The organism is Novosphingobium sp. EMRT-2, from assembly GCF_005145025.1.
Lineage (GTDB): Bacteria > Pseudomonadota > Alphaproteobacteria > Sphingomonadales > Sphingomonadaceae > Novosphingobium.
This window is the reverse complement of the sequence record NZ_CP039695.1, coordinates 1,283,487-1,310,214: the sequence shown is the minus strand read 5'-3', so window position 1 is coordinate 1,310,214 and position 26,728 is coordinate 1,283,487. Positions and strand designations below refer to the sequence as shown.

At 64.8% G+C, this 26,728-nt stretch carries 30 protein-coding genes and 1 tRNA gene; 4 read left to right on the top strand and 27 right to left on the bottom strand.

The window, feature by feature from the left end; all coding sequences use genetic code 11:
- Window positions 1-149 precede the first annotated feature (149 nt).
- On the top strand, window positions 150-1,013 hold the full coding sequence (locus tag FA702_RS06340; protein WP_136955438.1) for a retron St85 family effector protein: 864 nt from the start codon (window positions 150-152) through the stop codon (window positions 1,011-1,013).
- Entirely contained in the window at window positions 1,001-1,930 is a 930-nt protein-coding gene (locus FA702_RS06335) for a retron St85 family RNA-directed DNA polymerase (protein WP_136955437.1), read from the top strand. Before FA702_RS06340 ends, FA702_RS06335 begins: the two co-directional genes overlap by 13 nt.
- Window positions 1,931-2,165: 235 nt before the next feature.
- Here FA702_RS06335 and FA702_RS06330 read toward each other — a convergent pair whose 3' ends face one another.
- Window positions 2,166-3,368 (bottom strand): integrase arm-type DNA-binding domain-containing protein, encoded by a 1,203-nt coding sequence (locus FA702_RS06330; protein ID WP_136955436.1) that lies wholly within the window; start codon window positions 3,366-3,368, stop codon window positions 2,166-2,168.
- A gap of 177 nt (window positions 3,369-3,545) precedes the next feature.
- Window positions 3,546-3,632 (bottom strand) — tRNA-Leu (locus tag FA702_RS06325).
- 204 nt (window positions 3,633-3,836) lie between these two features.
- Between FA702_RS06325 and FA702_RS06320 the strand changes: the two genes are divergently transcribed.
- The gene (locus FA702_RS06320; RefSeq protein ID WP_136955435.1) at window positions 3,837-4,799 is read left to right on the top strand and encodes a complex I NDUFA9 subunit family protein; all 963 of its coding nucleotides are present in this window, start codon (window positions 3,837-3,839) and stop codon (window positions 4,797-4,799) included.
- Between the two features lie 31 nt (window positions 4,800-4,830).
- Here FA702_RS06320 and FA702_RS06315 read toward each other — a convergent pair whose 3' ends face one another.
- The 9 genes from FA702_RS06315 to FA702_RS06275 form a co-directional block, all read right to left on the bottom strand.
- On the bottom strand, window positions 4,831-5,502 hold the full coding sequence (locus FA702_RS06315; protein WP_124809280.1) for a glutathione S-transferase family protein: 672 nt from the start codon (window positions 5,500-5,502) through the stop codon (window positions 4,831-4,833).
- 156 nt (window positions 5,503-5,658) lie between these two features.
- Complete coding sequence (locus FA702_RS06310; protein WP_124809279.1) at window positions 5,659-5,913, bottom strand: hypothetical protein; 255 nt, start codon at window positions 5,911-5,913, stop codon at window positions 5,659-5,661.
- 16 nt (window positions 5,914-5,929) lie between these two features.
- Window positions 5,930-6,373 (bottom strand): chemotaxis protein CheW, encoded by a 444-nt coding sequence (locus FA702_RS06305; RefSeq protein WP_136955434.1) that lies wholly within the window; start codon window positions 6,371-6,373, stop codon window positions 5,930-5,932.
- Window positions 6,374-6,395: 22 nt separating this feature from the next.
- Window positions 6,396-6,722: a response regulator gene (locus tag FA702_RS06300; protein ID WP_305036249.1), complete on the bottom strand. Its 327-nt coding sequence runs from the start codon at window positions 6,720-6,722 to the stop codon at window positions 6,396-6,398.
- Between the two features lie 80 nt (window positions 6,723-6,802).
- On the bottom strand, window positions 6,803-7,348 hold the full coding sequence (locus tag FA702_RS06295) for a chemotaxis protein CheD (protein ID WP_136955432.1): 546 nt from the start codon (window positions 7,346-7,348) through the stop codon (window positions 6,803-6,805).
- 1 nt (window position 7,349) lies between these two features.
- Window positions 7,350-8,396 carry a chemotaxis-specific protein-glutamate methyltransferase CheB gene (cheB, locus tag FA702_RS06290; RefSeq protein ID WP_136955431.1) on the bottom strand — a complete coding sequence of 349 codons (1,047 nt, stop codon included), beginning with the start codon at window positions 8,394-8,396 and terminating at the stop codon, window positions 7,350-7,352.
- A complete protein-coding gene (locus FA702_RS06285; protein ID WP_136955430.1) occupies window positions 8,393-9,265 on the bottom strand; it encodes a protein-glutamate O-methyltransferase CheR in 873 nt (290 codons plus the stop codon). The genes cheB and FA702_RS06285 overlap by 4 nt, the downstream gene beginning before the upstream one ends.
- Window positions 9,262-11,427 (bottom strand): chemotaxis protein CheA, encoded by a 2,166-nt coding sequence (locus tag FA702_RS06280; RefSeq protein ID WP_136955429.1) that lies wholly within the window; start codon window positions 11,425-11,427, stop codon window positions 9,262-9,264. The genes FA702_RS06285 and FA702_RS06280 overlap by 4 nt, the downstream gene beginning before the upstream one ends.
- Window positions 11,424-11,684, bottom strand: a complete 261-nt coding sequence (locus FA702_RS06275) for an STAS domain-containing protein (RefSeq protein WP_136955428.1) — start codon at window positions 11,682-11,684, stop codon at window positions 11,424-11,426. Before FA702_RS06275 ends, FA702_RS06280 begins: the two co-directional genes overlap by 4 nt.
- 268 nt (window positions 11,685-11,952) lie before the next feature.
- Between FA702_RS06275 and FA702_RS06270 the strand changes: the two genes are divergently transcribed.
- The gene (locus FA702_RS06270) at window positions 11,953-12,939 is read left to right on the top strand and encodes a chemotaxis protein CheB (RefSeq protein ID WP_255504734.1); all 987 of its coding nucleotides are present in this window, start codon (window positions 11,953-11,955) and stop codon (window positions 12,937-12,939) included.
- Window positions 12,940-13,132: 193 nt separating this feature from the next.
- On the opposite strand, the gene fliS is transcribed toward FA702_RS06270, so the two are convergent.
- Genes fliS through fliF form a run of 16 tightly spaced genes read right to left on the bottom strand, consistent with a single transcriptional unit; the run spans window position 13,133 to window position 26,726 of the window.
- Window positions 13,133-13,513, bottom strand: a complete 381-nt coding sequence (gene fliS / locus FA702_RS06265; protein ID WP_136955426.1) for a flagellar export chaperone FliS — start codon at window positions 13,511-13,513, stop codon at window positions 13,133-13,135.
- Entirely contained in the window at window positions 13,513-14,979 is a 1,467-nt protein-coding gene (gene fliD / locus FA702_RS06260) for a flagellar filament capping protein FliD (RefSeq protein ID WP_136955425.1), read from the bottom strand. Before fliD ends, fliS begins: the two co-directional genes overlap by 1 nt.
- 45 nt (window positions 14,980-15,024) lie before the next feature.
- Complete coding sequence (locus FA702_RS06255; protein WP_136955424.1) at window positions 15,025-16,164, bottom strand: flagellar biosynthesis protein FlhB; 1,140 nt, start codon at window positions 16,162-16,164, stop codon at window positions 15,025-15,027.
- 10 nt (window positions 16,165-16,174) lie between these two features.
- Window positions 16,175-16,957, bottom strand: coding sequence for a flagellar biosynthetic protein FliR (fliR, locus tag FA702_RS06250; RefSeq protein ID WP_136955423.1), 783 nt, complete (start codon window positions 16,955-16,957; stop codon window positions 16,175-16,177).
- Window positions 16,958-16,967: 10 nt separating this feature from the next.
- Window positions 16,968-17,240, bottom strand: coding sequence for a flagellar biosynthetic protein FliQ (locus FA702_RS06245; protein WP_124809267.1), 273 nt, complete (start codon window positions 17,238-17,240; stop codon window positions 16,968-16,970).
- Window positions 17,241-17,253: 13 nt separating this feature from the next.
- The gene (fliP, locus tag FA702_RS06240; protein WP_136955422.1) at window positions 17,254-18,126 is read right to left on the bottom strand and encodes a flagellar type III secretion system pore protein FliP; all 873 of its coding nucleotides are present in this window, start codon (window positions 18,124-18,126) and stop codon (window positions 17,254-17,256) included.
- 28 nt (window positions 18,127-18,154) lie between these two features.
- Window positions 18,155-18,445, bottom strand: a complete 291-nt coding sequence (locus FA702_RS06235; protein ID WP_124809265.1) for a flagellar biosynthetic protein FliO — start codon at window positions 18,443-18,445, stop codon at window positions 18,155-18,157.
- Window positions 18,445-18,732, bottom strand: a complete 288-nt coding sequence (gene fliN / locus FA702_RS06230; RefSeq protein ID WP_124809264.1) for a flagellar motor switch protein FliN — start codon at window positions 18,730-18,732, stop codon at window positions 18,445-18,447. Before fliN ends, FA702_RS06235 begins: the two co-directional genes overlap by 1 nt.
- A 36-nt stretch (window positions 18,733-18,768) precedes the next feature.
- Window positions 18,769-19,665: a FliM/FliN family flagellar motor switch protein gene (locus FA702_RS06225; RefSeq protein ID WP_124809263.1), complete on the bottom strand. Its 897-nt coding sequence runs from the start codon at window positions 19,663-19,665 to the stop codon at window positions 18,769-18,771.
- A 7-nt stretch (window positions 19,666-19,672) separates the two neighbouring features.
- Entirely contained in the window at window positions 19,673-20,266 is a 594-nt protein-coding gene (locus FA702_RS06220; protein WP_136955421.1) for a flagellar basal body-associated FliL family protein, read from the bottom strand.
- A gap of 41 nt (window positions 20,267-20,307) precedes the next feature.
- Window positions 20,308-21,531, bottom strand: a complete 1,224-nt coding sequence (locus FA702_RS06215; RefSeq protein WP_136955420.1) for a hypothetical protein — start codon at window positions 21,529-21,531, stop codon at window positions 20,308-20,310.
- Window positions 21,532-21,560: 29 nt separating this feature from the next.
- Window positions 21,561-21,992 (bottom strand): hypothetical protein, encoded by a 432-nt coding sequence (locus tag FA702_RS06210; RefSeq protein WP_136955419.1) that lies wholly within the window; start codon window positions 21,990-21,992, stop codon window positions 21,561-21,563.
- On the bottom strand, window positions 21,982-23,289 hold the full coding sequence (locus FA702_RS06205; RefSeq protein WP_370385512.1) for a FliI/YscN family ATPase: 1,308 nt from the start codon (window positions 23,287-23,289) through the stop codon (window positions 21,982-21,984). The genes FA702_RS06210 and FA702_RS06205 overlap by 11 nt, the downstream gene beginning before the upstream one ends.
- Before the next feature lie 56 nt (window positions 23,290-23,345).
- A complete protein-coding gene (locus FA702_RS06200) occupies window positions 23,346-23,987 on the bottom strand; it encodes a FliH/SctL family protein (protein WP_136955418.1) in 642 nt (213 codons plus the stop codon).
- Window positions 23,980-24,990: a flagellar motor switch protein FliG gene (gene fliG / locus FA702_RS06195; protein WP_124809258.1), complete on the bottom strand. Its 1,011-nt coding sequence runs from the start codon at window positions 24,988-24,990 to the stop codon at window positions 23,980-23,982. The genes FA702_RS06200 and fliG overlap by 8 nt, the downstream gene beginning before the upstream one ends.
- Complete coding sequence (fliF, locus tag FA702_RS06190; RefSeq protein WP_136955417.1) at window positions 24,987-26,726, bottom strand: flagellar basal-body MS-ring/collar protein FliF; 1,740 nt, start codon at window positions 26,724-26,726, stop codon at window positions 24,987-24,989. The genes fliG and fliF overlap by 4 nt, the downstream gene beginning before the upstream one ends.
- Window positions 26,727-26,728 lie beyond the last annotated feature (2 nt).

Genomic DNA, 26,728 nt, shown 5'->3' with positions numbered 1-26,728 from the left:
TTGCAGAGCCGCTCCGCTCGATCTCGTATCGGACTCTTCCGGAGCATAGGTAAGCTATTTTAATGCTTTTTGAGTTCCTGATACAAATGGATCCGAAAGCAATCTGGGTCAGAGCACCTACCAAATTTATCCTCCTATGTGGCGGACATATGTCCGATAAGCCTGAGGATGATCCAAAGTCTCTGAGAGACGTGTTCTACAAAATTATCGATGGCGCCATTCCGCCCGATGCATCTTTGGTGCGGGCGGAGGACATAAATGCATTCTATATTAAGAGCGCCAAGTACGATGATTTCCTGCGTTTCGAGAGCGATATCGCTCAACTTTGTGAAATAATACTCTTGTTCTGCGAGAGCGAGGGTAGTTTTTGCGAGCTAGGTAGCTTCTGTACCGTTGAAGAAATTCGTAGCCGAACACTGGTTATCATCGAAGAGCGGCATTTTCACGTCGAGTCCTACATTCGATTAGGTCCGCTCCAAGCCTTACTGAACGAGAATGACGCGGCGGTTGTGACTTTCACCTTCGCAAGCCTCAATGGATCTCCTGGAAATTTGAAATCCATAGATTCAGACAGACTTAAAAAATTGATTAGACCAAAAATTGATAAGCGACTCGCATCGATACCATCGCATACAACATTTGACTTAAATAAAGAGGGACATATCATCAAAGCGATGGTCGGGTTCTGTCAGGAATTCGGCGCTTTGGAGAAGGCCGAAATTCTTCTAGCGCTTCAGCATATCGGCGTTGAACTTCGCGAGGAGCAGCTAGATAGGTTCCTTTTATGTGCAGAACAATTGAAATGGGTTAAGACAGTAAGGAAAGGTGATCGTTGGCTCATTTTCTCAAATAAATCTCTCGATAGGGATGCAGCACAGTTCAAGATAAGCGATGGCGCTCTTCCGTCGGCTAGAACGAAACGCCGTTTAGCGATTCTTGAGAGTTGGCGTGAAAATGACGAAGATCGGTATAACGCCATACTGGAAGTAAGGAACATGCCATGGGGCATTTGATCGAACAACTTGCTTCTGGCTCGGGGCTGCTTGAGAACGATGTGCGAAAAATCGTTGCTACGGCGCATCGCCGTTACAAGCACTATACCATCAAGAAGCGTAATGGCGAAGATCGTCCAATTTCGCAACCTGCTAAAGAAGTGAAGCTCCTTCAAAGGCTTTTCCAGAAACAATTTCTCCAGAATCTTCCGGTGCATCCATCCGCGACAGCTTACGAAAAAGGGCTTTCGATAAAGGAAAACGCCGGGCGGCATATGCACAACGGGCCGATCTTAAAGCTGGATTTCAAGAATTTCTTCCCGTCTATCAAGGCGAGTGACTGGGTGGCATACACAGAAGCGCATGGCCTGCTGGACGATTTGGAAGATCGCGAGCTGTCGGCACGGCTACTTTTTAAGTCCACTAGAACGTCAGCGGGCATGCGATTGGCGATTGGAGCGCCGACCTCACCGCATATCTCTAACCTCTTGATGTATGATTTTGACCGTTTGATGGCTGAACGAGCTGCTAGAGAGATGGTCACATACACTCGCTATGCCGACGATTTAACCTTTTCTGCAAAGCGAACTGGCTATCTTCAGCCTATTGAGAAAATCGTCAGAACGACATTGCGCGAAATCAATCGGCCTCGTCTGACCTTAAACGATGAAAAGACAGTCTTTGCGACTACGAAGTATCGTAGAGTTGTGACAGGCCTTACGTTGACGAATGATGGTACGATCTCGATCGGACGAGAGCGGAAGAAATTAATTCGTGCGATGATACACCATTATGAAAAAGGCTTACTCGATGCGGAAAATTTAAGAAAGCTTGTAGGCCTGCTTGCATTTGCGAACGATGCTGAGCCTGCGTTCGTGCTTCGTATGAAGCTTAAATATGGTGAGAAATTGATGGCTGAGATACTAGACCTCTCGTAAGCAGAAAATCGAATGCACGACATATGAATTAAAGACTATCGCGTCGAAGACAATCGTGCTGAGTGCTCGATTCTCCCCAGAAGATTTTGGGGAAGGTAGCGGTAGATTTGAGGTCGCTATAATCGTAAGAAGATTAGATCTTTCAAATTTGATGCTCTAGAAAAGCCATGTTTTGGGGAGCGGCATTTGTTCAAATGCGCGATGCAACATCCCCAGAGCCGCTCCCCAGCCGTTGTCAATCAAACGCTCTGCCAGACCTCAGCTCATCGAGATAGTCGCTCCACCACTGCGCCATCTTGACGCGCTCATCCCAGTACTGGCCTCGATTGTAAGTGCCACGGATGGCATTGCTGTCGCCGTGGGCCAGCGCGCGTTCGATCGCATCGGGGTGCCAGAGACCGCTTTCGTTGAGCAGGGTTGAAGCCGTTGAACGGAATCCGTGCGCGGTCATCTCATCTTTGCTGTAGCCCATGCGGCGGAACGACGAGTTGATCGTGTTCTCGCTCATCGGTCGTAGCCGGGTGTGGAAGGCTGGGAAAATGTAGCCTTGGCCCCCGGTGATCGCCTTCAGCTCCGTGAGCAGTTCGAGCACTTGGCGCGATAGGGGCACTGCGTGTGTACGCCGCGCCTTCATCTTCCCTGCGGGGATCGTCCAGATCGCCTTCTCGAAGTCGATCTCCTGCCACTCGCCATGCCGCATTTCACCCGGTCGGACGAAAATGTGCGGGGCGACCTTCAGCGCAAGCTTGGTGATAGGGTAACATTCGAACGTATCGATGGCGCGCAGCAGTTCACCCAGCTTCTCCGGTTCGAGAATCGCCGCATAATGGCGGGCCTGTGGCGTCAGCAGCGCACCTTTGAGGATGGCCGTCGGGTCCGTGGTGCAGCGGCCAGTGGCGGCGCCGTAGCGGAACACCCGGCTCGCAAACGAGCGGCACTTCTTGGCAGTCTCTCGATTGCCGCGTGCCTCAAGCTTCTTGAGCGGGGCGAGCATCATTTGCGGGTCGACATCCGAAATCGGCATGTGCCCGATCGCGGGCTTGAGCAGATCGAGGAACCAGCGAGCCTTGAGCAGGGTGGCCTCGGCCCGGCCTTCGCCGACCATCTTGATCTCGATGTACTCGCGCGCGACCGACTCGAAGGTGTTGGCGGCGCTGATCTTGGCCGTCGCCTTGTTCTTCTTTCGCGTCAAAGCAGGGTCTTCGCCCTTCGCAATACGCAGTCTGAGCTCGTCGCGCTCGAGGCGGGCCGCCTGAAGACTAACTTCGGGCCAGGCTCCAAGAGCGATCCTCTTTTCTTTCCCGCCTACGTAATACTTCAACCGCCAGAGCTTCGAGCCGTTGGGGAAGATTTCGAGGTAGAGGCCGCGCTCATCGGCGCGCTTGTAGGCGGTAGCTCCGGGCGAAAAAGCTCGGATTTGTAAGGCTGTCAGTGACATTTGGGGGCATGACCTTTCGCCAGAAAAGGGCATGTGGGGGCATATGCCCCGCTCCATGCCCCTGATTGTGGGGGCACGGCCTGAAACAGCGTGAAACACGCGGCATCAAAATCCAGCCAAAACTGGCAGAATTCTGCGGTTTTTTCAAGATCTTTGATGCCACTCCCGCAGGAGTTTTGGTGCCCAGAAGAGGACTCGAACCTCCACGCCCTTTCGAGCGCCGCCACCTGAAGACGGTGCGTCTACCAATTCCGCCATCTGGGCACGGAGGCGATGGGCCAGAACGCTCATCGCCGGGTAGGAGCGCGCCGATACGGGATGGATTCGCGGGTGTCAACCGCGACGTGTCGAATGATGCCGACTCTTTTTCTTGGCCATTGAATTTGGCCAATCCAGCGTGCAAAGGCTTTCGCGCACGCGGCGGGTGTTCCGGTCCGCGCACGGCTATTTTCTGGCGGGTTGACGGATATGGGCAAGGGCAGGACGCGCGATCTTGAAGGCAGGCTGGTCACGTTGATCGGCGGCAGCGGCTTCTTCGGCACGCATCTGGCGCAGGAACTGCTGGCGCGCGGTGCGCGCCTGCGGATCTGCAGCCGGCATCCGGAAAAGGCGTTTCATCTCAAGCCGCTGGGCAATCTTGGCCAGGTGCAGTTCCTGCGCGTGGACGTGAGCAAGCCCGAGGCGGTCGCCGCCGCTGTCCATGGCGCGGACGCGGTGGTGAACCTGGTCGGGGCCTTCAAGGGCGATCTCGACGCGATCCAGGGCGAGGGCGCCGGGCGCATCGCCGCCGCGGCGGCGCAGGCCGGGGCAACCGCGTTCGTGCATGTCTCGGCGCTGGGCGCCGATGCCGGATCGCCTGTGGCCTATGCGCGGACCAAGGCCGAAGGCGAGGCTGCGGTGCGCGCCGCGTTCCCCGGCGCGACGATCCTGCGTCCGTCGGTGCTGTTTGGCGACGATGACCAGTTCGTCACCATGTTCGGCCGGATCATCGCGGCTTTTCCCGTGGTCCCGGTATTCGGTCCGGACGCGCGGTTGCAGCCGCTGAGCGTGGACGACGCGGCTGAAGCGGTGGGCAACGTGCTCGCCGACCCCGCGGCCCATGCGGGCAAGGTCTATGAGCTGGCCGGCCCGGAAGTGATCACGATGGGCGATCTCAACCGCCGGATCGCGCGCGCGGAGGCGCGGGACCGTACTTTCATCGATCTGCCCGACGGTGTTTCCAGCCTGATCGCGGCGTTGGGCTGGCTGCCTGGCGCGCCGTTGACGCGGGACCAGTGGCTGCTGCTCAAGGCGGGCAGCGCGGCGACCGGCACGTTGCCCGGCATCCGCGATCTGGGTGTGCATCCGCGCCCGCTGGCGCTGTTCCTGGAGCGGTGGATGGTCCGTTTTCGCAAGCACGGCCGTTTCGGCTCCAAGCCCCGCGCGGCCTGAATCCGGCAAAGGCGGCGCGTGAACGCCGGCGTCAGGCGTTCACGTCGCCGTAGTGCGAGGGCGGCTGGATCACGTCCATGCGTTCGGACAGGAGCGGGCGGAAGCTTGGCCGGCTCTTGAACACCGAATACCAGCCGCGCGCCTGTTCGTGCTGTGACCAGTCGATGCCGCCGAGGTAGTCCGCCACCGAAATCTGCGCGGCGGCGGCAAGGTCGGCGAGGCTCATCGTCGCGCCGGCCAGCCAGGGGCGGTTGTCGATGAGATAGTCGATATAGTCGAGATGGGCGTTGGCCAGCCGCATGGCCTCGCGCAGCAGGCGGCTGTCGGGCGGCTGGCGGTAGATCAGCCGCTTGCGCATCCGTTCTTCCATCAGCGGATGCGTGACGTCGGCAAAGAAATTTTCGTCGAACAGCGCCACCAGCCGGCGTATTTCGGCGCGGTTGGCGGCGGTGCCGTTGATCATTGGCGTCTTGTCGACCGTTTCCTCGAAGTATTCGCAGATCGCCCGGCTGTCGACCAGCGTGATCTCGCGTTCCGGATTATGCAGCACCGGCGTGCGGCCGGCCGGGTTCATGCGCGTGAATTCGTCGCGCTGTTCCCACGGATTTTCGCGCCACAGTTCATAGCCGACACCCTTTTCGCTGAGCAGCAGGCGAACCTTGCGGCTGAACGGGCAAAGGGGAAACTGATAGAGTTGCCACATGGCGACATTCCATGGCGCAGGGCCACGGGCGAAGTCCAGCCGCCATCGGCTGGGTTCCCCACAATTTCGCATCCGCCTGGGGTAAGGCGCGATCGGCCGACGGGCGGATCGGACCGCGCGCATCGGCGCGCGCGGCCCGATCCCGACCCTAAGACGCTATCCGAACAGGCGCAGGCGTTCCCGCAGCGCGTCGATGGCGATCTTCTCGATACTGGCGGCCGGGCAATCGGCCGTCAGCAGCGATGCAAGCGAGCGCTGTTTCTGGCCGATCATGTCGATCGCCTGCAGGGTGGTCATGTGGCGGACGACGATATCGGGATCGAGGCAGAGCGACGCGCCAAGCGCTTCGACTTCCTGCGACAGTTCCTCAAGGACGATGGCGATCTGCCGGTGCGTGGCCTCCTGGTTCATCGGTATCCTCCATGCGTCAGGCGGCTTCGGCGAGCTGGGCTTCGTTGCTCAGCGCGGCGAGGTTGAGAACCATGACCATGCGTTCATCGATGGCGGCAAGCCCTTCGAGGAACGGGATGACCGTGTCTTGGCCGGTGCTGGGCGGGGGCGGTTGCAACGCCTCTTCCGGCACGGTGACGATGTCGCTGACGGCATCCACGATCCATCCGCCGATCTGGGCGTCCATCTGGGTGACGATGATCGCGTGGCGGGGCGTGGGTTCGGTCGCGTTCCAGCCGAGGCGGGCGGCCAGATCGACGACGGGCAGCACGGTGCCGCGCAGATTGACCACGCCCGCGACATAGGACGGCACGCGCGGCAGGCGCGTCGTGGGCGACCAGGCGCGGATTTCGCGGATGGACATGATGTCCAGCCCGAAGACCTGGCCTTCGACTTCGAATGTGATCAGTTCGCGGATCATCGGTTTGTCTCCCGTCCAGCCATCAATGGGTGACGCGGCGGACCGCCGCGACGAGCTTGGCGGGATCGAACGGTTTCACGATCCACCCGGTCGCGCCGGCGGCGCGGGCGCGGGCCTTCTTCTCGTCCGAGCTTTCGGTGGTGAGCACCAGAATCGGGCGATCGCGGTGCCGTTCGCCGTCGCGCAGGCGCTCGATCAGGCCGAAGCCATCCAGGCGGGGCATGTTGATGTCGGTAATGACGACGTCGACTTCGTTGCTTTCCAGCCAGTCGAGCGCGGCCATCCCGTCTTCCGCCTGCGCCACGTCGAAGCCGTTGGAGGCGAGGGCGTGGTTGAGCAGGGCGCGCATGCTGGGGCTGTCGTCGACAGTCAGGATTCGGGTAGATTTGGTCATGTCGTGGTTCGCTTTCGAGTGAGAGGGGTTCCCTGTCAGAACAGTTCGACGTCGCCCGACGCCTTCTGCGGGCGGGTGGTGGGTTGAACGGGCGGGGCAAGGCGTTCCTCCACCACGCGGCAGCGGACCTGCCCCGAGGCGGGCCGGAAATCGACGCGGCGCGCCTGCGTGCCGCCCAGGTCCTCGCGCATCAGCACGATGCCTTCGCGGATCAGGAAGCCACGGGCGAATTCGGCATTGATCGAACCGATCTTCATCATCGTCCGGTTCACGTTCGCGCCGCCATAAAGATGGGCCTTGAGCCGGTGTTTCCGCGCGCCCCGCGCCAGCATCTCGTTGACGAGCACTTCCATCAGATAGACGCCGTAATGGACGTCGATCGCCGCGTTCGGGCTGGGCGGCTCGGCCAGCAGGAAGTGGTTCATGCCGCCCACGCGCACTTCCGGATCGTAGAGGCAGGTGGACACGCAACTGCCCAGGACGGTGGTGAATTCCTCGTCCGCACCGTCGCTGGCGAAGGCCTGGCCCTGCATGACCGTGCGGCGCTGGGGATGGGAAGGAAGGAGAGGGCGATGATACATGTCAGGCGGCCTTGCTGAAAGTGTGCCGGGCGATCTGGTCGATCGGCGCGACGATGCTGGCGGCGCCCAGCGCGATGGCGGCGCGCGGCATCCCGAAGACCGCGCAGGTCGCTTCGTCCTGCGCTATCGTCAGCGCGCCGGCACGCGCCATGGCCAGCAGCCCGCTGGCACCGTCCGAACCCATGCCGGTCAGCAAGATGCCCACGGCGTCCTTGCCGGCTATTTCCGCGGCTGACTGGAACAGGGCGTCCACGCTGGGCCGGTGGCCGGAGATGCGATCGCCGGCGCGCAGCTTCGTGCGCAGGATTTGCGGCCCGCCGACCAGAAGATGGCGATCGTTGTCGGGCGGGAAATAGATATGGCCCGGCCGCAGCGGCAGGTCGGGTTGCGCCAGCACCACGCGGGCGGCGCAAGCTTCGTCCAGTGTGCGCGCTACGGCTGCGGTGAAGCGCTCGTTGATGTGCTGGACAACCAGCGTCGGCGGGCAATCGGCGGGAAACTGCGAAAGCAGCGTGTGCAAGGCTTCCACGCCCCCGGTGGACGAGCCGATGACGATGACCTTGGGCGGCCCCTTCCTGGTCGCTGGAGGCGGCGGAGGCGGGGCGGCGGCCATGGGCGTGGCCGGTGCGTCATCGCGCGCGAAGCTCACTTTCGCGGCATCGCGGACGAGACGCGCCAGCTTGCCGCCATCGTCGAGCGGCAGCGTGCCCGAAATCTGGCTCTTGGCATAGCAATCGACGGCGCCCAGCGTCAGCGCGCGGGCGGTCGTTTCGTTGCCCTGCTGGGTTGCGCCCGATACGATGATGACCGGGGTTGGGCGCAGCTTCATGATCTTCTCGAGGAAATCCAGGCCGTTCATGCCCGGCATTTCCACGTCGAGCGTGACGACGTCGGGGTCCAGCTCGCGGATCATCTGGCGGCCTTCCGCGGCGTTCGCGGCGGACGCGACGACTTCGATGTCATCTTCCTTGGACAGGCGCGTATGGATGATCGCGCGCATGGTCGGAGAATCCTCGACGACGACGACGCGGATCGGGCGGCGGCTCATCGGCTGCCTCCTTTGCGATAGATGGTGGGGCCGACGCTAGTAAGGTGGTCCAGCGCCGGTCCGGTCACGCGCTCGCTGTGGCCGATGTAAAGGTGGCCGCCGGGCGCCAGCTTTTCGGCGAAGCGGGCGACCAGCCGCTCCTTGGTGGGGGTGTCGAAATAGATCATGACGTTCCGGCAGAAGATCACGTCGAATTCCCCCCGCATGGGCCACGGGCCTTGCAGGTTGAGCGAACGGAAACGGACGAGGGCCTGCATTTCGGGCACTATCGTGGCGTCCGCGCCGTCGGTCCGGCACCAGGCTTCGCGCAGGCGTTCGGGCATGGGCTTCAGATCCTCGGCGCGATAGCGCGCGGCACTGGCCTTGCGCAGCGCGTGGACCGCGATGTCGCTGGCCAGCATCCGCACGTCGCGCTGCGCGATCGCCAGTCCGGCGTTCCGTTCGGGGCCGAGCAGGGTCATCAGCAGCGACCAGGTTTCCTCGCCGCTAGAGCAGCCGGCGGACCAGATGCGCAGCTTGCCACCGCGTTCCAGACGCTTCACGAAATCCGACCGCAATTCCTGTGCGAAGTGCTCGAAATGATGCGCTTCGCGGTAGAAGAACGTGTGGTTGGTGGTGAGGGCGCAGATCGCGCGCGAGCGTTCCTCGCCATCCTCGCGGATACGCATGACATAGGAGCCGAACGTGGCGCAGCCCGAATCCCGCACCAGCGGGGCGAGGCGCGAATAGACCAGCATCGCCTTGCCCGGTGGCAGGACCAGCCCCGCCTCGCGGTGCGCGATCTCGCTGATGGCGGTGAAATCGTCGTTGTCGTAGATGCCCGGGCTGATCCCGGGCATCGACGGTTCGAACGCGGCGGCGATGTTCATGCGGCCTCCTGCGCCGGGGCGGCGGAGAGGCTGCGCGCGACAAGGCCGTCCACGTCGATGATGAGCGCGACGCGGCCGTCGCCCAGGATCGTTGCCCCGGCCACGCCTTCGACCGACCGGTAGTGGGTGTCGAGGCTCTTGATCACGACCTGCCGCTGATCGCGAATGGCATCGACCAGCAGCGCGGCGCGCCCGGCCCCTTCGGTTTCCACCACGATCAGCACGCCGTGATCGGGCGTTTCGGCAGCGCCCAGCGCGCCTACGGCGGCGTGGAGCGGGATGATCGGAATGAACCGGCCGCGCACGTTGATCATCGCGCGCTGCGTGCCCAGGCCCTTCACATGCTCGATGTCGGGCCGCAGGCTTTCGACCACGCTGGCCAGCGGGATGACCAGCGTCTGGTCGCCCACGTTGACGACCATGCCATCGGAAATGGCCAGCGTCAGCGGCATCGTCAGGATGAAGGCCGTGCCCTTGCCGGGTTCGGATTCGATGGTGATGCGGCCGCCCAGATCCTTCACGTTCTGGCGCACCACGTCCATGCCCACGCCCCGGCCGGAGATGTTGGACACGGTCTGCGCGGTCGAAAAGCCGGGCGCGAAGATCAACTGGTCGATTTCTTCCTTCGATAGCTGGACATCGGCGGGCACGAGGCCCTTTTCGATCGCCTTGGCCAGCACGCGCTCGCGGTCTATGCCGCGCCCGTCATCGGCGATGCGGATAACGATCCGGCTGGAACGGTGCTCGGCCGAAAGCGTCAGCGTACCCTCCGGGGATTTTCCGGACGCAACGCGCTGATCGGATTCCTCGATGCCATGGTCCACCGCGTTGCGGATCAGGTGCGTGAGCGGTTCGCCCAGCCGCTCGATCACGGTCTTGTCGAGTTCGGTGCTTTCGCCCGATACGTCCAGCCGCACATGCTTGCCGGTGGACTGGGTCAGTTCGCGCAGGATGCGCGGCACGCGGCTGAACACCGATCCTATCGGTTGCGCGCGGATGGACATCGCGCTTTCCTGAATGTCGCGCGTCAGGCTTTCGAGGATGGTCAGTTCCTCGGTAGCGGTCACGCCTTCGCTCACGAGGCGCTGCGCCATCATCGCCTGCGCGATCACCAGTTCGCCCACCGCGTCGATGAGCCGGTCCAGTTTGCCCAGTTCGATGCGGATCGTCTGGTTCGCGGCGGCAGCCGGCGCCGGCGCGGCGGAAGGGGCCGGACGCGGAAGTTCCTGTACCGCCGCCGAAGTCGGGGCAGGGGCAGCGGGAGCGACGTTGCCGGGCTTGGGGTCGGGCAACTGCACCGGCGGCATGGCGAGACCGCGCCCGATCACGAGATCGCATTCGTCGCCGATGAAATCGAAGATGTCGCGCACGGCGGCTTCGGTGACGTCTTCGGGGAAGCTGAAATGCCAGCCGAGATAGCCGGTTTCCGGATCGATCTTGTCGAGCGGCGGGACTTCCGAGATGTCGCAAAGTTCGCAGCGGCCGCCCAGTTCGATGGCTTCGCGCAGCATGAGCACAGGCTCGCTGCCGTTGCGCATGGCACCGGCATGCGGCCGGACGCGCATTTCCCAGCGGCCCGCCGCATCATCGTCATCGCCTTCCGCATCGGGTGACGATCCGCCCATTGCCCCGGCCAGATCATCGAGCATGGCGTCAAGATCGATGTCGATCTCCGCATCGGGCGCATCCTGCGCTTCGGGCGCGGGTTCGGGAGCCGGCTTCGCCTTGGTGGCCTTGGCCGGCTTGGCCTTCGGTTGGGGAGCCGGAGCCGTTGGGCCACCGGCGTTGGCTGCCTGGGCCGCCGTCAGCTCGGCCAGCAGGGCCGTGTCTTCCGGCGTCTCGCCGGCGCCTTGCGCCGCGGCAACATGATCGCTCAGCGTATCGAGCGCGCGCAGCAGCAGCTCGATCAGCGGATCGGTCAGCGGCACGGTGCCGTCGCGCACATCCGAAAGCAGCGTTTCGAACGTGTGGGTAAAGGCCTGGAGCGCAATGAAGCCGAACGCACCCGCGCCGCCCTTGATCGAATGGACGCCCCGGAACACCGCGTTGACGGTGTCATCGTCCTGTGTGCCGGCCTGGCAGGCGGCCAGCCCGGTTTCGGCGGCCGCCAGCGATTCCTCGCATTCCGCGAAGAAGATGGCCTGGATTTCCTCGCTCGTCATGCCGCGCCTCCATCGAACAGGTCCGCTTCTAGGCCGGCCAGCCGGGCGATATCGCGCAGGACGGGGGAGGGAAGAATGGTCGCCCCTCCTTGCGAGCGCCGCGCGCTGACCAGCAGTTGCAGCATGGCCTGCCCGATCTGCGAGCATTCGCGCGCATCGATGTGCAGCGGACCTGAGCCAAGCGCTGCGATCATGGTGGGCAGCACCGCTTCGGCGGCGGCCCGATCGCAGCGCGATGGCAGGGTGATGGTCGGCATCGTGACGGTTCCTTCGCGTGGCGTGCATCCGATCCCGTCAGGCTGGCTGCCCGGTCGGTTTCGCTGGAAGGCATTTAACCATCGAGGCGCAAAGGCTGCCTTGCGGAGAACCTAGGTTGAGATACCTATCCCCTCGGATGCAATTTGCTCGGTGATAAAGCGTTAAGCCTGTTTGCCGTGAAGGGGTGCCGCCTGGGCACGCCTGCAGGCGAAGGTTTGCAAGCAGATGCACGAAGCAAGAGTTCTTGTCGTTGACGATTCAGCCGCCATGCGCGCGCTGTTTTCGGATATTCTGGACCAGGCGAAGAACGTCCGGGTCGTGGGCGCGGCGGCCAACGCCGCCGAGGCGCGCGACCAGATCGACGCGCTGCGCCCGAACGTGATCACGCTCGATGTGGAAATGCCGGGCATGAGCGGAATCGAGTTCCTGGAAGAGATCATGGAGCACAATCCGCTGCCCGTGGTCATGCTGTCGAGCCTGACGCAGGCGGGCACCGAAACCTCGCTCAAGGCCTTCGAGCTGGGCGCGGTGGAGTGCTTTCCCAAGCCGCTGCGCGCCACGCCGGAACAGTTCAACAAGTCGGTCGGCAAACTTGGCAAGATCGTGCTGGCGGCCGCCAACAGCAATGTGCGCGATCGCAAGACGGTGCGCGACCAGAAGCAGGTGGATGCCCAGTTCGAATGGAACGGCCGCATCGTGGCGTGCAGCGCCTCGATGGGCGGGATCGACGCGCTGACGACGCTGCTATCCGATTTCCCGTCCAATTGTCCGCCGACCATTGTGGCGTTGCAGGCGGAACCGGCGCTCGTCGAAACGTTCATCAAGCGCCTTAACACCGATCTGAAGTGCGCGGTGAAGGCGGCGAAGGACGGCGCGACGCTCAGCCAGGGCACGATCCACATCGCGGCCGATCCGGAATGCCACGTCGTCGTGGAACCGGGCACACCCCCTCGTATTCGCTTGATCGCGCGCGAACCGATCGAAGGCGCACGGCCTTCCGCCAACCTGCTCTACGGCTCGATCGCGCGCGGCGCGGTTCCCGCGGTGGGCGCGGTGCTGACCGGCATGGGCAACGATGGCGCGAAAGGGCTCAAGCTGTTGCGCGATGCCGGCTGCGATACCTTCGCGCAGGACCGCAAGACGGCGCTCGTTGCCGAAGCGCCGACGGCCGCCATCGAACTCGATGCCGCCTCGCGCGAGGTGGCGCTCGATGAACTCGCGACCGCCATGATCGGCTGTTGCCATATTGGTTGAGGCCGGCATCGGGCGGTGTTGACCCGATGCCGGCACGACGATCGATCCGGACCGTGCGTCCCATTGCCTTCGGGGACAAGGGGCGGGGCCGGTGCGGGGGATCGTGACCGGCGGACAGATGTGTCCGCGACCGGTCCGGATCGATCAATCCTTTAGCAATCCCGGAAGGTAGCCGAATGAAGCGGCCGTGGCGTCAGCCGCGCGCCGCTTGCAGCATGGCCTGCCGGATCTCGAGGAAATCGGCGCGGATTATGGAAAGACGGTCGGCGTCGAAGTTCACCGCGGAATCGAGCACGGAGCGCCGTGCCGCCTGATAGAGCTGGATGAGCGCCGGGCCGGTGGGGTTGCTGGTATCCACCCCCATTTCCAGCGCCAGCAGCGAGGAAACCGCGCGCGTCAGCGCCGCGCTTTTCGCGGCGTTGTCGCCGCGCCCTGCCGCGTAGATCGCGCGCGATAGCGAGCCGGTGAACTGTTCCAGGCACAGGTCCACCAGTTGGCGCGGATCGGCGCCAAACACGCGCGCGTCAAAATCGACCCGGCGATAGGCTTCGCTGGGATCCCGGAGATACCGCATCAGCCACTGGAGCTCTTGGAGTTCCAGGCGGAAATCTGCGCCTGCAGGAAGGACAGCGTCGATTTCGACGCGCTAAGCCGCGTGTCGAGCGAGGCGAAGCGGCTGACCATCTGCTGGCGCAGCGTTTCCTGTTGGGCGGCAAGATCGCTCTTGTCGCTCGCGGCCTTGGTCTGCGCCGCCGTCAGGCGGTTGACGGTCCCGGTCAGCGAACTGGGGTCCACTGCCGAGGTGAGGTTGCGCGAGATCTTGTCGAACGAGGCATAGACGCCATACAGGCCGTTGGTGAACATGGCCGCGGATTCAGAAGGATAGTTCGCCAGCGTGGCGGACAGGCGGTTGGAATCCAGCGCGAACGTGCCGTCGCGCTGGATCACCAGGCCGAGATCGGAAAGTGTCTTGGGCGCGCCGGCCGCGGCGTTGGGCATGATCACCGTGCTGCCAAGCGTCGTCAGCGTGTTCTGCAGCGAGCGCGCGCCGGGATCGTTGTTCAGTGCACCCGTGTTGGGATCGGTATCGTTCTTCAGTTCGCTTGCGACCGAGTTCAGCGCATCAACGAGATCGGTCATCGCCGTCGAAATCGCGCTGGTCGGATCGGAAAAGCCGATCGTCGTGGGCGAACCCGCGTTGGTGCCCGTCAGCTTGAGCGTCAGGCCCGGCGCGGCATCGGTGATCGTGTTGGACGTGCTCGTGCGCTGCACGCCGTCCAGCTTGTACACCGCGTCGGTGGCCGTCGTGGTCAGGCGCGAAAGATCGCCGGAAGGGGACCAGGCGAGATTCGACAAGCCGGGATCGGAGGCGTTCTCAGACGCTTCCAGGACGAAGCCGTTGGCCGCGCCATTCTTGCCCTTGAGCACCAGCTGCGCGCCGTTGGAGCCGTTCGCGACATAGGCAGTGACGCCTGCGCCCGAAGCGTTGATCGCCGTTGCCACATCGCTGAGCGTGGCGCCGGTCGGCACGGTGATGTTGACGGCGCTGTGGCTCGTATCCTCGGTGAAGGAGGAGCCGGACACGGTGCCGAACTTCAGCGTCAGCGTGCCCGAACCGACGGTCGAGGTCGACGCGGCATAGACGGGCGAGCTGAGCGTCTGGCTCTTGGCGACCGAAGTCACTTCCAGCGAATAGGTGCCGCTGCCCGAAAGCGTTCCCTTGGTGACGGTAGCCACGCTCGCGTTGGCAATCGTCGGCGTCACGGCAAGGTCGCCCGTACGCACGCGCGTGCCGAGCGACGTGGCCAGCGAGGAAATCATGCTTTTCAGCGTGGACGCGGCCGAGATCTGCGTCGTCAGCTTGTCGTACTTGGTGCTGAGCTGGTCGATCCGGCTCGCGTACTGCGCAGACGAAAGCTGCTCCGCCAGCGACGCCATGTTGATGCCGCTGCCACCGCCGAGGGCCGACAGCAATGTCGACGTAACCGACGAGGATGATGTCGACGAGGTCGTGCTCGAAGTGGATGAGGTCGTAGCCATGACGAAAAGAACGGTCCCTTGGCTGGTGAGTTAAGGGGTGACGGATCAATGCATTGTCTGGCGTTCCGGTCGGCCGTCCGCGTCGAAGCGAACCTCGATCGGCACGTCCACCTGCGGCGCGGGCGGCGTCTCGCCGCGCTTGAGCGAAAAGACGAAAGCCAGGACGGAGGCGACCGCGACGTAGAGTTCCTCGCGGATCACCTGGTTTTCGCGCGTGGTGAAGTACACGGCGCGGGCAAGTGCGGGGTATTCCAGCGTCGGCACGTTCAGTTCCGCGGCCAGTTCGCGCATCGCCAGCGCCTTTTCACCACGGCCCTTGGCCAGCACGATCGGGGCAGAGGCCTTGTCCGGATCGTAGGCCAGCGCGACCGAGAAGTGGGTCGGGTTGGTGATCACGAACTGCGCCTCGCGCATCGCCTTCTGCACGCCGCCCATGGCAAGCTGGCGCTGCTTGTTGCGGATCGCGCCCTTCTTTTCGGGCGAACCTTCGGCTTCCTTGCTTTCGTCGCGCATGTCCTGGTGGCTCATGCGCAGGCGCATGAAGCGGCGTGCCCACTGGACCGGGAAGTCGATCATCGCGATCAGGACAAGCCCGCCGGCGAGCATGAACAGAAGGGAAAGCAGCGAATCCCAGGCGTAGGCCAGCTGCATCCTGACTTCGCCGCCGCCCAGGCCGACAAGGCCCGAAATCCGCCCACGCATCCACAGGTAGGCAATGCTGCCCAGCAGCGCGAGCTTGGCCAGGCCCTTGCCCAGTTCGATCCAGCCCTGCAGGCCGAGCATCCGCTTCAGGCCCGAAAGCGGGTTGATCCGCGATGCCTTGGGGGCAAGGTTGCTGCCTACCCAGCGTCCGTCGCTGAGGCCGATCTGCGAGCCGAGCGAGGCGGCCATGATCAGGCCGCCCAGGACCAGCACCGGCGGCAGTAGCGCGACGATGGCCGGCACGATCATTTGATCGGGCGAGAAATCTTCCAGCGTGCCGCGATCCCAGGTGAAGCCGGCGCGGGCGGTATCGCCCAGTTCGGTCAGCACCCAGGGGCCGGCGAACTTCAGCCAGGCGGCGCCCACCAGCACGGCAATGGCGGTGGTGACTTCGCGGGAGCGCAATACGTCGCCGCGTTTGGCGGCGTCCCGTTTGCGCTTCTCACTTGGGGCGAATGTCTTTTCGCCATTGTCCTCGGCCACGGCGGCGCTCCTACTTGGCGATCATCGCGCCGGCCTGCGTGACGGCGGCGGCGGAAAGGTCTTCCAGCCGGTCGGTCAGCAGCGGCATCGCGGCGATCAGGGCGACCAGTCCGGCAAGAATGCCGGCGGGCAGGCCCAGCGAGAACAGGTTGAGGCTGGGGGCCGACCGGCTGATCACGCCGGTCATCACCTGCACCAGCAGCAGCAGCAGCGTGACCGGCAGCGCGATCGAAAGCGCGGTGGCGAACATCACCGAACCGAAGCCCATGATGATTTCGAACCGGCCGGGCGCGAACCAGGCGCTGCCGGGCGGGAATGCGCGATAGCTTTCCACGATCAGCGCGATCCAGTTGAGATGCGCGCCAAGGCCCAGGAACAGCACGGTCAGCACCACCGCGAAATACTGGCCGAGCGCGGGCGAATGCGCGCCGCTGGAAGGGTCGGCGGCGGTGGCGATGCTCATGCCCATGCTGGCGCCGATCACTTCGGCGGCTATCGTGGGCGCGGCGAAGGAAAGCTGGAGCACGAAGCCGAGCGACAGGCCGATCATGATCTCGTTGAGCGTGGCCATCAGCCCGGCCAGCGACAGCAGCGCCGGCGGCGGGGCGACCGGCGACCAGGCGCAGATCATGATGGCCAGCGATGCCGAAAGCACGACGCGCAGCTGATAGGGAACGGCCATCGCGCCGAACAGCGGGGCGGCGAGGATGGCGGCGCCGATCCGCGTCATCACGAACAGCATCCGCCAGAACTCATGTTCCAGTCCGCCGAAGCCGAAGTTGAGCTGGATCATCGGGTGGCGCTCAGTTCCCGGTAGCCGCGATCTGGGCGAAGATGTCCTTCATGAAATCGCCGATCAGGCCCATCATCGCGCCGCCCAGCAGCACCAGGACCAGCGCAATGATCGCCAGCTTGGGCACGAAGGTCAGCGTCTGTTCGTTCACCGAGGTCGCCGCCTGGATGACGCCGACGACAAGGCCGACGGCCAGCGAGGCGAGCAGGACCGGGGCGGCAACCAGCGCGGTCACCCACAGCATCCGGTCGGCAAGGGCAAGGAGGGCGGAAGTATCGTCCATGGCGCGTCTCCTCCTAGCCGAAGCTGGCCGCAAGGCTGCCCATCAGCAGTGCCCACCCGTCCACAAGAACGAACAGCAAAAGCTTGAATGGCAAAGAGATTACCGTTGGCGACATCATCATCATGCCCAGGCTCATCAGCACCGACGAAACCACCAGGTCGATCACCAGGAAGGGCAGGAACAGCATGAAGCCGATCTGGAAGGCGGTCTTCAGCTCGCTGGTCACGAAAGCCGGCAGCAGGATCGAGAACGGCACGTCGGCGGCGTTGGTGAACCGGGGCGCGTGGGCCATGTCGGCGAACATCGACAGATCGTGCTCGCGCGTCTGGCGGATCATGAAGGCGTGGAATTCCTTGCCGCTCGCACTGATCGCCTGTTCGGCGTTGATCGTGCCGGCGGCATAGGGCTGGATCGCGTTGGCGTTCACCTTGTCCAGCGTCGGCGCCATGACGAACAGCGACAGGAACAGCGAAAGGCCGATCAGCACCTGGTTCGGCGGCGACTGCTGAAGTCCCAGCGCTTGCCGCAGGATCGCCAGCACCACGAGAATGCGGGTGAAGCTGGTCATCATCAGAACCAGCGAAGGCAGGATCGTGAGCAGCCCCATGATGAGCAGGAGCTGCAGCGACAGCGAAAGGCTGCCACCCTGCTGGTTGCCGGCCATCTGGCCGAAGGCGCGGTCGAGCGCGCCCGAAACGGCCGAAGGCGACGGGGTCGCGGCAGCCGGGGCTGAAGCGGGCGCGGCCTGCGCGGCGATGGTGGAAGCGGGGGCGGCGGAAGCGGGCGCCACGGCTTGCGCATGGGCGGCCGGCACGCTGCCGAAAATCAGGGAAATGGTCAGGAACGCGCTGAACAGGGCGGATGCCAGGGGGCCGAAGATACGCATGCGAAGAAGATCCTGCGGGTGGGCGGCGTCAGGCCGTGGTGTCGATCAGCGGCTCGTGCGAGGCGCTGCGCGCCGGTGCTTCGGCCAGGGCAACAAGCCCGTTCTTCGAGGCCGAGACGAGGATTTCGCGACCGTGGAATTCCAGCACGGCAAGCCGCAGGGTGGGCGAAAGCATCTGCGTTTCGATGATCTTCACCGAACGCGTGCCCTGTCCCTGCCCGAACTTGCCTTCCATCCGCTTGGCGAACTTCAGGCTGGCCCAGGCCAGGCCGCCAATCAGCGGCAGCAGGATCAGCAGCTTGAGAATATACCAGAACATCAGGCGGCCTCGCCCTTTCCGGTGAAGGCGACAGGCGTTGCGTCGCCCGCCAGTTCGACGATGCGAAGGCCGAAGCGATCGCCCTGCGCCACGACTTCGCCGCGCGCGATGAGCTTGCCGTTGACCATGACGTCGAGCAGTTCGTCGGTCTGGCGGTCGAGCATGATGACGCTTTCCTCGCTCAGGCCGAGAACGTCCTTCAACTTCATTTCGGTGCGACCGAGTTCCACGGTCAGGCGGACGTCCACGTCCTTCAGAAGATCAAAGCTGCGGGGAATAAAGCTCATGGGGTGCCTCGTTCGAATGCGTGTGGTCTGGCAAAATCAGGAAGGGTTGGTGATCTGGATGGCGACCCGGTCATCGACCGAGCCAAGCGTTCCGTGCGCGATCGTTCGTTTGCCGACGCGGACCGGAATGTTGCGGGCGATCGGCAGGGACAGGATCTGCCCCACTTCCAGCGACGATATCGTGGAAAGCGGCAGCGCCACGTCGACCAGCAGCGCGCTGACCGGCAGCGGCATGTCCGCGAACGGTTGCGACAGCGGATCGGCCGGGCCAACGCGGGTACGCGCGATCGGTGGCTTCTCGCCATGCCCGAACAGGTGGGCCAGCGTGGTCAGCGGGAACGCGATCCGCATGGTCCACGGTGCGAGGCCTTCCTCCGTCACCGACACGGTCAGCACGGCCAGCTGCGTCGCCGCCGGGAAGGGGTGAAGCTGACGCAGGCTGCTGTCGCGGCGGATCGGCTGGACGGCGTCCGCCGAATTCGATCCCAGCGCGGCGGCCAGCCCGATGCCGATCTGGCGTTCCAGCCGGTCGATCATCAGTTCCGCAGAGAGGGGGAATTCGCGGGGAAGCACCTCCGGCACCTGGCCGCGGCCGCCAAACGCGCGGTCCACCAGGCTGAGCACCGCTTCCGCCTCGATCGTGCAGAGCAGCGGAGCAGCCTGGGAGCCGGCTGCCATCAGGCTGTTTGCCGCCAGCGATTCAACCGTGGTGACGAATTCCTTGAAGTTGCAGCTCGTCGGTTCGGCAACCGCCACCTGCGGTCCCTCGTTGCCCAGCAGCGGTGCAAGCGCGACGCGGAGCGAGCGGGCGAACCGTTCCGTGGCGCGGGAAAGCGCCGGGATCAGTTCCGCCGGTCCGGGGCCGGGGCGCAGCAACGCTTCGCTGTGCTGGGCCAGCGGGCGTTCGGCAATAAAGGCGCGTTCTGGCTTCATGGTTGCCTTACTGGACGATGAAAGTCTTGAAATAGACCGCGTCGACTCCGCCGAAACCTTCGGCCGAAGTCAGCACCTTGTTGATCGTGGCGGTCAGCCGCTTCTGCAGGCGATCCTTGCCTTCGGCAGTGTGGATGTCCGCTTCGGGCGTATCGGCGAGATCGGCGAGGATCGCGGAGCGGAGCGCCAGCTCATGCTTCTTCAGCCACAGCATCACGCGATAATCGCGGCGCGTGGAAGCGGCGATGCTCGTCTGCACGAGCGCGTCGGAATCCTTGAGGTTCGACGTGAAATCCTCGGCGAAGCTGAAGTACAGCGTGCGGTATTCGCTGCCGCCATCGCCCTCGGCGCCTTCGGCCGCCGCGCCTTCGCCTTCGCCTTCCTTGGCCACGGGCGCGAAGGGGTCCTTGGCGCCCTTGCGGATCAGCTTGGGCGTGTTGTCTTCCTTCTTCGCCTCGTGCGAGCCGCCGATGATCCCGGCCGCGACAAGGCCGTAAGCCCCGCCGCCGCCGACGGCGATCAGGCCAACGGCCATGCCGATCTTCATCATCATGCCACCGCCCTTCTTCGGCTTGGCTTCCTTGTCCTTCTTATCGCTCATGCGAGGTCCTTCGATCGGTATTCGTGGAATGGTGGGGCGCGTCAGGCGTAGATGCCGTCAGCGTTGGGATCGGTCGCGGTGTCCTGGCTGCCGACGCGCGGCGCGGCGGTCTGGGGACGCGTATCGGCGATCGGCGCGCGGCCCTGGCGGCCCTGCGCGTTTGCGCCGTCGGCCGAGGTCTGCGCCTGGCCGCCGGCGTGGCGCGGCTGCGCTTCCGATCGCGGCGCGTTGGCATCGGCGTTGGTGGAGCCGGCTTCCGCGCGGCTGGCGGCGGCCACGGCAGGGGCAAAGGCCGGGTCGGCGCTGCTCATCGCCACGGACAGGCCATTGTGTTCCTGGCGGAACTGCAGCGAGACTTTGCCGAATTCGGCGTGGGCGAGCGAAACGCCAACCGTTCCCATGCCAGCTTCTTCCTTCGCGCGGGCGATCGTTTCCACCAGCGTGGCGAAGTTGACGGGTTGCGCCGCCGAAGCGCCGTTGGCTGGCGCGGCGCCCTGGGGCTGCGCGGCGGTGGCCGGCGCGGTCTGAATGGCGGCAAGCGAGTAGCCGTCGGTCGGCAGGGCATCGCTCTCTACCTTGGTGGAGACGGCGGCGGCAAGCGTGGCGGACTGTGCCTTGTGGGCGGTTTCGGAAGGCGCCATCGCCTGGGCCAGCATGTCCGCCGTCTGCGGGGCTGCGGCGTGGGCCGCGGCCTGCGCCTTGTCGCCGGTGGTCGCCGCCGGTGCCGCGCCTTGCGGCTCAAGCGTGAGCTTGGCGGCCGCGACGTCTTCGGGAATGCCCAGGGCATTGACGATCTGCGCGCCAGCGGCCTTGGCCGTTTGCGCGATGGCGGCGGGCAGGGCGGGAGCGGTTGCGGCCGCGCTTGCGCCGCCGGTGGCATCGGAAGCGCCAGCGGCGTTTCCGTTCGCCTGCGTTTGCCGCAGAAAGCTGGCGATCAGTGCGGGATCGATGTTTGCCGTTGCCCGGGCCTCGGCATCCTTGCGATCTTCGTCCTTTTCGGAGGCGTCATCGTCATCGTTGCCGGATGTCTTGCCGGCAACCGGCAAGGTTTTGCCGCTTGCCGGCAAATCGTCTGCCGGTTTTGCCGTATCGCGTTGGGTGGACGCGGCGCGATCGTCGTTCGCATTGCGAGCGGCGGACGCCCGCCGTTGGTCCAGAACGGCTTGAAACGCCGGACTGCCTGCATTCTCGTCGATCGCGGACAGTGCGGCATCGCTGCCTGCACGCGCGGCCGTCGCAGAATTGAAGGCGGCAATTTCGAACATCGCGGACTCCCTGGTGGTTCCGCGATCTTCTATTCAAGGTTCGTGCCAAATGCCTTTTTTGCCGTCAATGCCACGGCGTTGGCCGCCGTTTTGCGGGCAATGAGCTGGGACTGGGCCTCGACCCTCTCCTCCACCGCCGCCCGCCTGCGTTCGGCTTCCGCGGCTTCGCGGGCCTTTGCATCGGCGATGGCGCGCGCCCGTTCCATGTCGGCGCGGGTTCCGTTGGTAACCTCGTCCAGCCCGCGCACGAACTGGTGCAGGTGCTGGAGCGCGGCCGCGTCTTCGGCATCGCTGCGCGCGGCATAGTCGAGCGACATGCGCGCAGTGCGTTCGGCCAGCCCCTGCAACTGGGCAAGGGTGCCCTCCGCCACTCCCGCTTCGACCAGCGCATTGCGTCGCGCGATGTCGCGGATGCGTTCCAGGCGTTGCAGGCGCGCAAGTTTGGCGCGTTCAGCCTTCATGGTCCAGCAGCTTGGTCAACGCGGCGACGCTCGCATCGAGCGGGACGATTTCGGGCGCCGGCTGGCACAGGAACTGCGTCAGCTCGTCATGCATGGCGATGGCCCGATCGAGCTGCGGGTCCGCGCCCGATCGATAGGCTCCCATCAGCACAAGATCGCGATTGGCTTCGTAACTGGCGATCAGGGCACGGAAATCGCGCGCCAGCTTCTGGTGTCGCGGCGCGGTGATGTCGTTCATCACGCGGCTGAGCGAGGCGGCGATGTCGATGGCCGGATATTGCCCGCGCTGCGCGAGGTCGCGTGAGAGCACGACGTGGCCATCGAGGATCGAGCGGGCGGTATCGACCACCGGATCGTCCTGGTTGTCGCCATCCGCCAGCACTGTGTAGAGGCCGGTGATCGAACCGCCACTGGCAGCGGAGTTGCCTGCGCGTTCGACCAGCTTGGTGATCGTCGCCAGCGCGGACGGCGGATAGCCGCGCGCCGCGCCGGGTTCACCCAGCAAGAGCGCGATCTCGCGCCCGGCGTGGGCCACGCGGGTCAGGCTGTCCATGATGAGCAGAACGCGCTTGCCTTGCGCGCGGAAGTATTCGGCCAGGCTGGTGGCGAGCAACGCCCCGCGAATGCGCAGGTTCGGCGCGTGATCCGCCGGAACGGCCACCACGACGCTGCGCGACCGCTTCTCGCCATTCATGTGGCGTTCGACGAAATCGGACACTTCGCGCGCGCGCTCGCCGATCAGGCCGACGATGACGATTTCCGCCTCGGCCCCGTGCGCGACCATGTCGAGCAGGACCGATTTGCCGACGCCGGAACCGGCCATGATGCCAATGCGCTGGCCGACCCCGAACGTGGTGATGGCATTGAGCGCCCGAACGCCGGTATCGAAAGTCTGGCGGACGGGGCTGCGATCCAGCGCGCCGGCGCGGACGCCTCCAGAAGGCCACTCCTTCTGCGCGACGATCGGGGCGCCGCCGTCGATCGGCTTGCCTTCGCCATCGACCGCGCGCCCCAGGAAGGCTTCGCCCACCGGCAACATGCCGGGGCGGCCTTCGGGTTTCACACGCGATCCGGGGCGCAGCAGCACGGGATCGCCGAGCAGCATCATCAGGGTATTGCCGTTGCGGAAGCCAATGACTTCGGCCGCCAGCGAACCGCGCCCGTGCATGATCCGGCACTGGGTGCCGATCGGTACGGAAAGGCCGGTCACTTCCAGCATGCCGCCATCACAGGCCGTCAGCAGGCCATAGCGCGCCGGCGCCAGGTCCGGCTCCGCCGCGGCGAAACGGTGGAGCATCGCCAGGGCCGGGTTCATGCGGGAAGGAGGGATGGCGTCCGGCGCGAGCGCGGGATTCAACATGCGCGAAGCGCCTCCTGCAAAGCGATGCGCCACTGTTCCGGCCCGTCCTCGACGCCACCCTGCGCGCCTTCCACGCGGATGGAGCCGCGTTCGAGGGCGGGATCAGGTTCGAAGTGCCAGTCTTCGGGCAGGTTATGGGCAACCAGTGCAAGATCCTCGGGATGCAGTCTGACGATACGCGCGTCCTGCGCGCGCGCGAGCATTCCGGCGGCGATCTTCACGCGTTCGGTAAGCCGGTCGGGCGCGATGGCGGCTTCGTCCAGCACGGACTGGCACAAGGCGAGAACCGTTTCGCGCAGCCGTTCGTGCAGCAGCGCAAGCTGTTCACCGTCCATCCGCGTCATGGCCATTTCGATCCGGTGGCGCGTGGCGTCCGCGATCGCCGCTTCGGCTTCGGCGGCGCCGCGTCCCTCGGCGTGGCCCTTGGCATAGCCATCCGCGAAAGCGCGGGTGACCGGATTTTCAGGCTCCGGTTCAGGGACATGCTCGACAACCGGGGCAGGCGGCGTTTGGGCTCGACGCGCCAGCGGCGATACTTCCATGCGGCCGCCGCCCACGAAGCGCTTGTCCGGGGCAAAGCCGACGCGCCGTTCCGTCAATGCGGAAAGCGCAACCGCGCGGGTCGGCTCAGACATAATCGTCGTCGCTCGCGCCGAACACGATCACGCCTTCGGCGGCAAGCCGGCGCGCGGCGGTGACCATGGCCTTCTGCGCCTCGATCACTTCGGCCATCTTCATGCGGCCGCGTTCGTTGATCTCGTCGCGCACACCATCGGCGGCGCGCGAGGACATGGCGTCGAAGAACACCTCGCGTTGCGTGTCCGGAATGCCCTTCAGCGCGGCGATCAGCGTGTCGCTGTCCACTTCGCGCAGCAGCGAACCCATCGACTTGCTGTCGAGCACGAACAGGTGCTCGAACTTGAACATCTCGTTCTCGATCTGCTTGGCGAGCTGTTTGTCGATCTTGTTGATCTCGGGCATCACGCGCTTTTCGACGGCGCGCGCGGCGGCGTTGATAATGTCGGCCGCTTCGCGCGGCCCGCCCATCGTCATCACCGACTGGCCATGGCATTCGCCGATGCGGCGGTTGAGCATCTGTTCGAGCATCGCGATGGCATCCGGCGAAACCGGCCCCAGCGTGGCGATGCGGTGCACGACCTGCGGCTGGATGTTGTCCGGCAGCGCGTGCAGCACGGCAGCGGCCACTTCCGGATCGAGCTGCACCAGCAGCACCGCGATCGCCTGCGGGTGTTCGTCGCGGATCAGTGGGGTCAGCACCTGGGGCGTCAGCCAGCGCGCGAGTTCCAGCGGCGAGGTGCGCGGCAGGTCGGCCGGCGTGATGCGCTGCATCAGGCTTTCCGCCTTGATCTCGCCCACGGCGCGGGTCATCAGCGAACGGACCTGGCCGATGCGGTCGTGCGCGGTCAGGCCAAGCCGTTCAGTGCGTTCGACGAAGCCGGTGATCGCCTGCGCGATCGCCATCGGGCCGATCTCGCCCAGCGCGCACATCTTCTCGCCCAGCGTCCGCAGCTCTTCCGGTTCAAGCTGACCGAGGATTTCGGCGGCCTGCTCGTCCTCAAGCAGCATGACCATCACCGCGGCGCGTTCGGCGCCGCTGATGGGAGACAGGTCGCTCATACCGCTTCCTCCGTGTTTTCCTTCAGCATCTGGCGCAGGGCGGCAACGGCGCTGTCAGGCTTTTCCTTCACCAGCCGCTGGGCGATGCCAACCTGGCGGCTCAGCAATTCGGTATCGACGACGCCCGTGGAGGCGTCCTGCGCCGGGCGCAGATCGGCCTTGGCGACCAGCGGCTTGGGGGCGGAAACGGCGCCTTCGCCATCCTCCGCTGCCTCTTCGTCGTCGTTTTCAGCCTTGTTGCGCTTCGATGCGGCCGTATCACGCTTCAGCGCCTTGATCAGCGGGCGCACGCCCAGCAGCAGCACCAGCAGCACCGCGAGCAGGGCAACGGCATTGCGCAGGATCGTGGCGAACCACGGCGTTTCGTAGAACTTGGGCGCTTCGACAACCGCCGGCTTGAAGCTGCGGATGGCAACGGCGACCTGGTCTCCGCGCGTCTGGTCCGCGCCAACGGCGGCGCTGACGAGCTGCTTGATCTGTTCGATATCGGCGGGCTTGGCCTTGGCCATCGCCTCCTGGCTCACGGCCACGGCAACCGACAGGCGCTTGATCTTGCCCGGCGCCACGTTGGACACGGCCACTTCGCGGCCCAGTTCGTAGGTGCGCGTGGACGAGCTTTCGCCATTGGCGGGCGGCGTGGCGGGCGTTCCGGGCGTACCCGGAGTTCCCGGCGCCTGGCCGTTGGCGGCCTGCGCTCCCTGTGCCGGCGTGCCTTGCGGCGCGCCAGGCTGGGCGGTGGTCGCCGGCGGCGGCGTGTTCGACAGCACACCGGGCACCCCGATCGCGCCGGCCGCTCCGGCCGACTGGGAAGCGGACTGCGATTCCGTGCGGACCGCGCCCTGTTTGTCATAGCTTTCGCGGGCCGAGGTCACCTGATCCATGTCCAGATCGACCTGGATCTCGCTCGAAAAGTTGCCATCGCCCAGCATCGGGGTCAGCAACTGGGAAACCTGCTGACGGAGCTTGTCCTCCATGCGGCCCTGGATTTCGATGCGATCGCTGTCGCCGGCCTTGGCGGCGGACAGCAGACGGCCGTGCTGGTCGATCACTTTCACGGAATCGACCGACAGGCCCGGCACCGATCCCGCCATCAGGTTGACGATCGCCGAAACCTGGCTGTCGGAAAGCTGGCGGCCACGGGCAAGCTTGACCATCACCGATGCCGAAGGCGCGACGTTGTCGCGCACGAACACCGACTTTTCCGGTTCGGCAAGATGGACGCGCACGGCTTCCACGCCGTCGATTTCCATCATCGTCAGTTCCAGCTCGCGCTCGCGCGCGGCCTGAAGGCGCTGGCCTTCCAATGTGCGGCTTGCGCCCATCGGCAGCTTGTCGATCATCTGCTGCCCGGTTTCGGGCGCGGCGATCGCGCCGTCCGAGGCGGCGACCATGCGCGCCTTGTAGAGATCGCTTTCCGGCACGGTGATCGCGCCGGTCGAATTGTCGATTGTGTAGGGGATCGACGCCTTGTCGAGCGCGGCGACCACCTGGGCGCGTTCGTTGTCGGAAAGCTGCGAATAGAGCATCCGCTGCGGGGCAGGGGCCATGGTCATCCACAGCACGCCGGCAAGCCCGGCTGCCGACATGCCGGCAAACCAGGGCAGGGCGCGGCGAACCGACGTCTGGCCCATGAAGGCGCGCAGCCGCGCCGAAGCGCCGCCGAGCGCGGGATCTGTCAGCGGCGTCAGCACCGAAGGGCTACTGCCACCGGCGACAGCGGGAACAAGGTCACTCATTT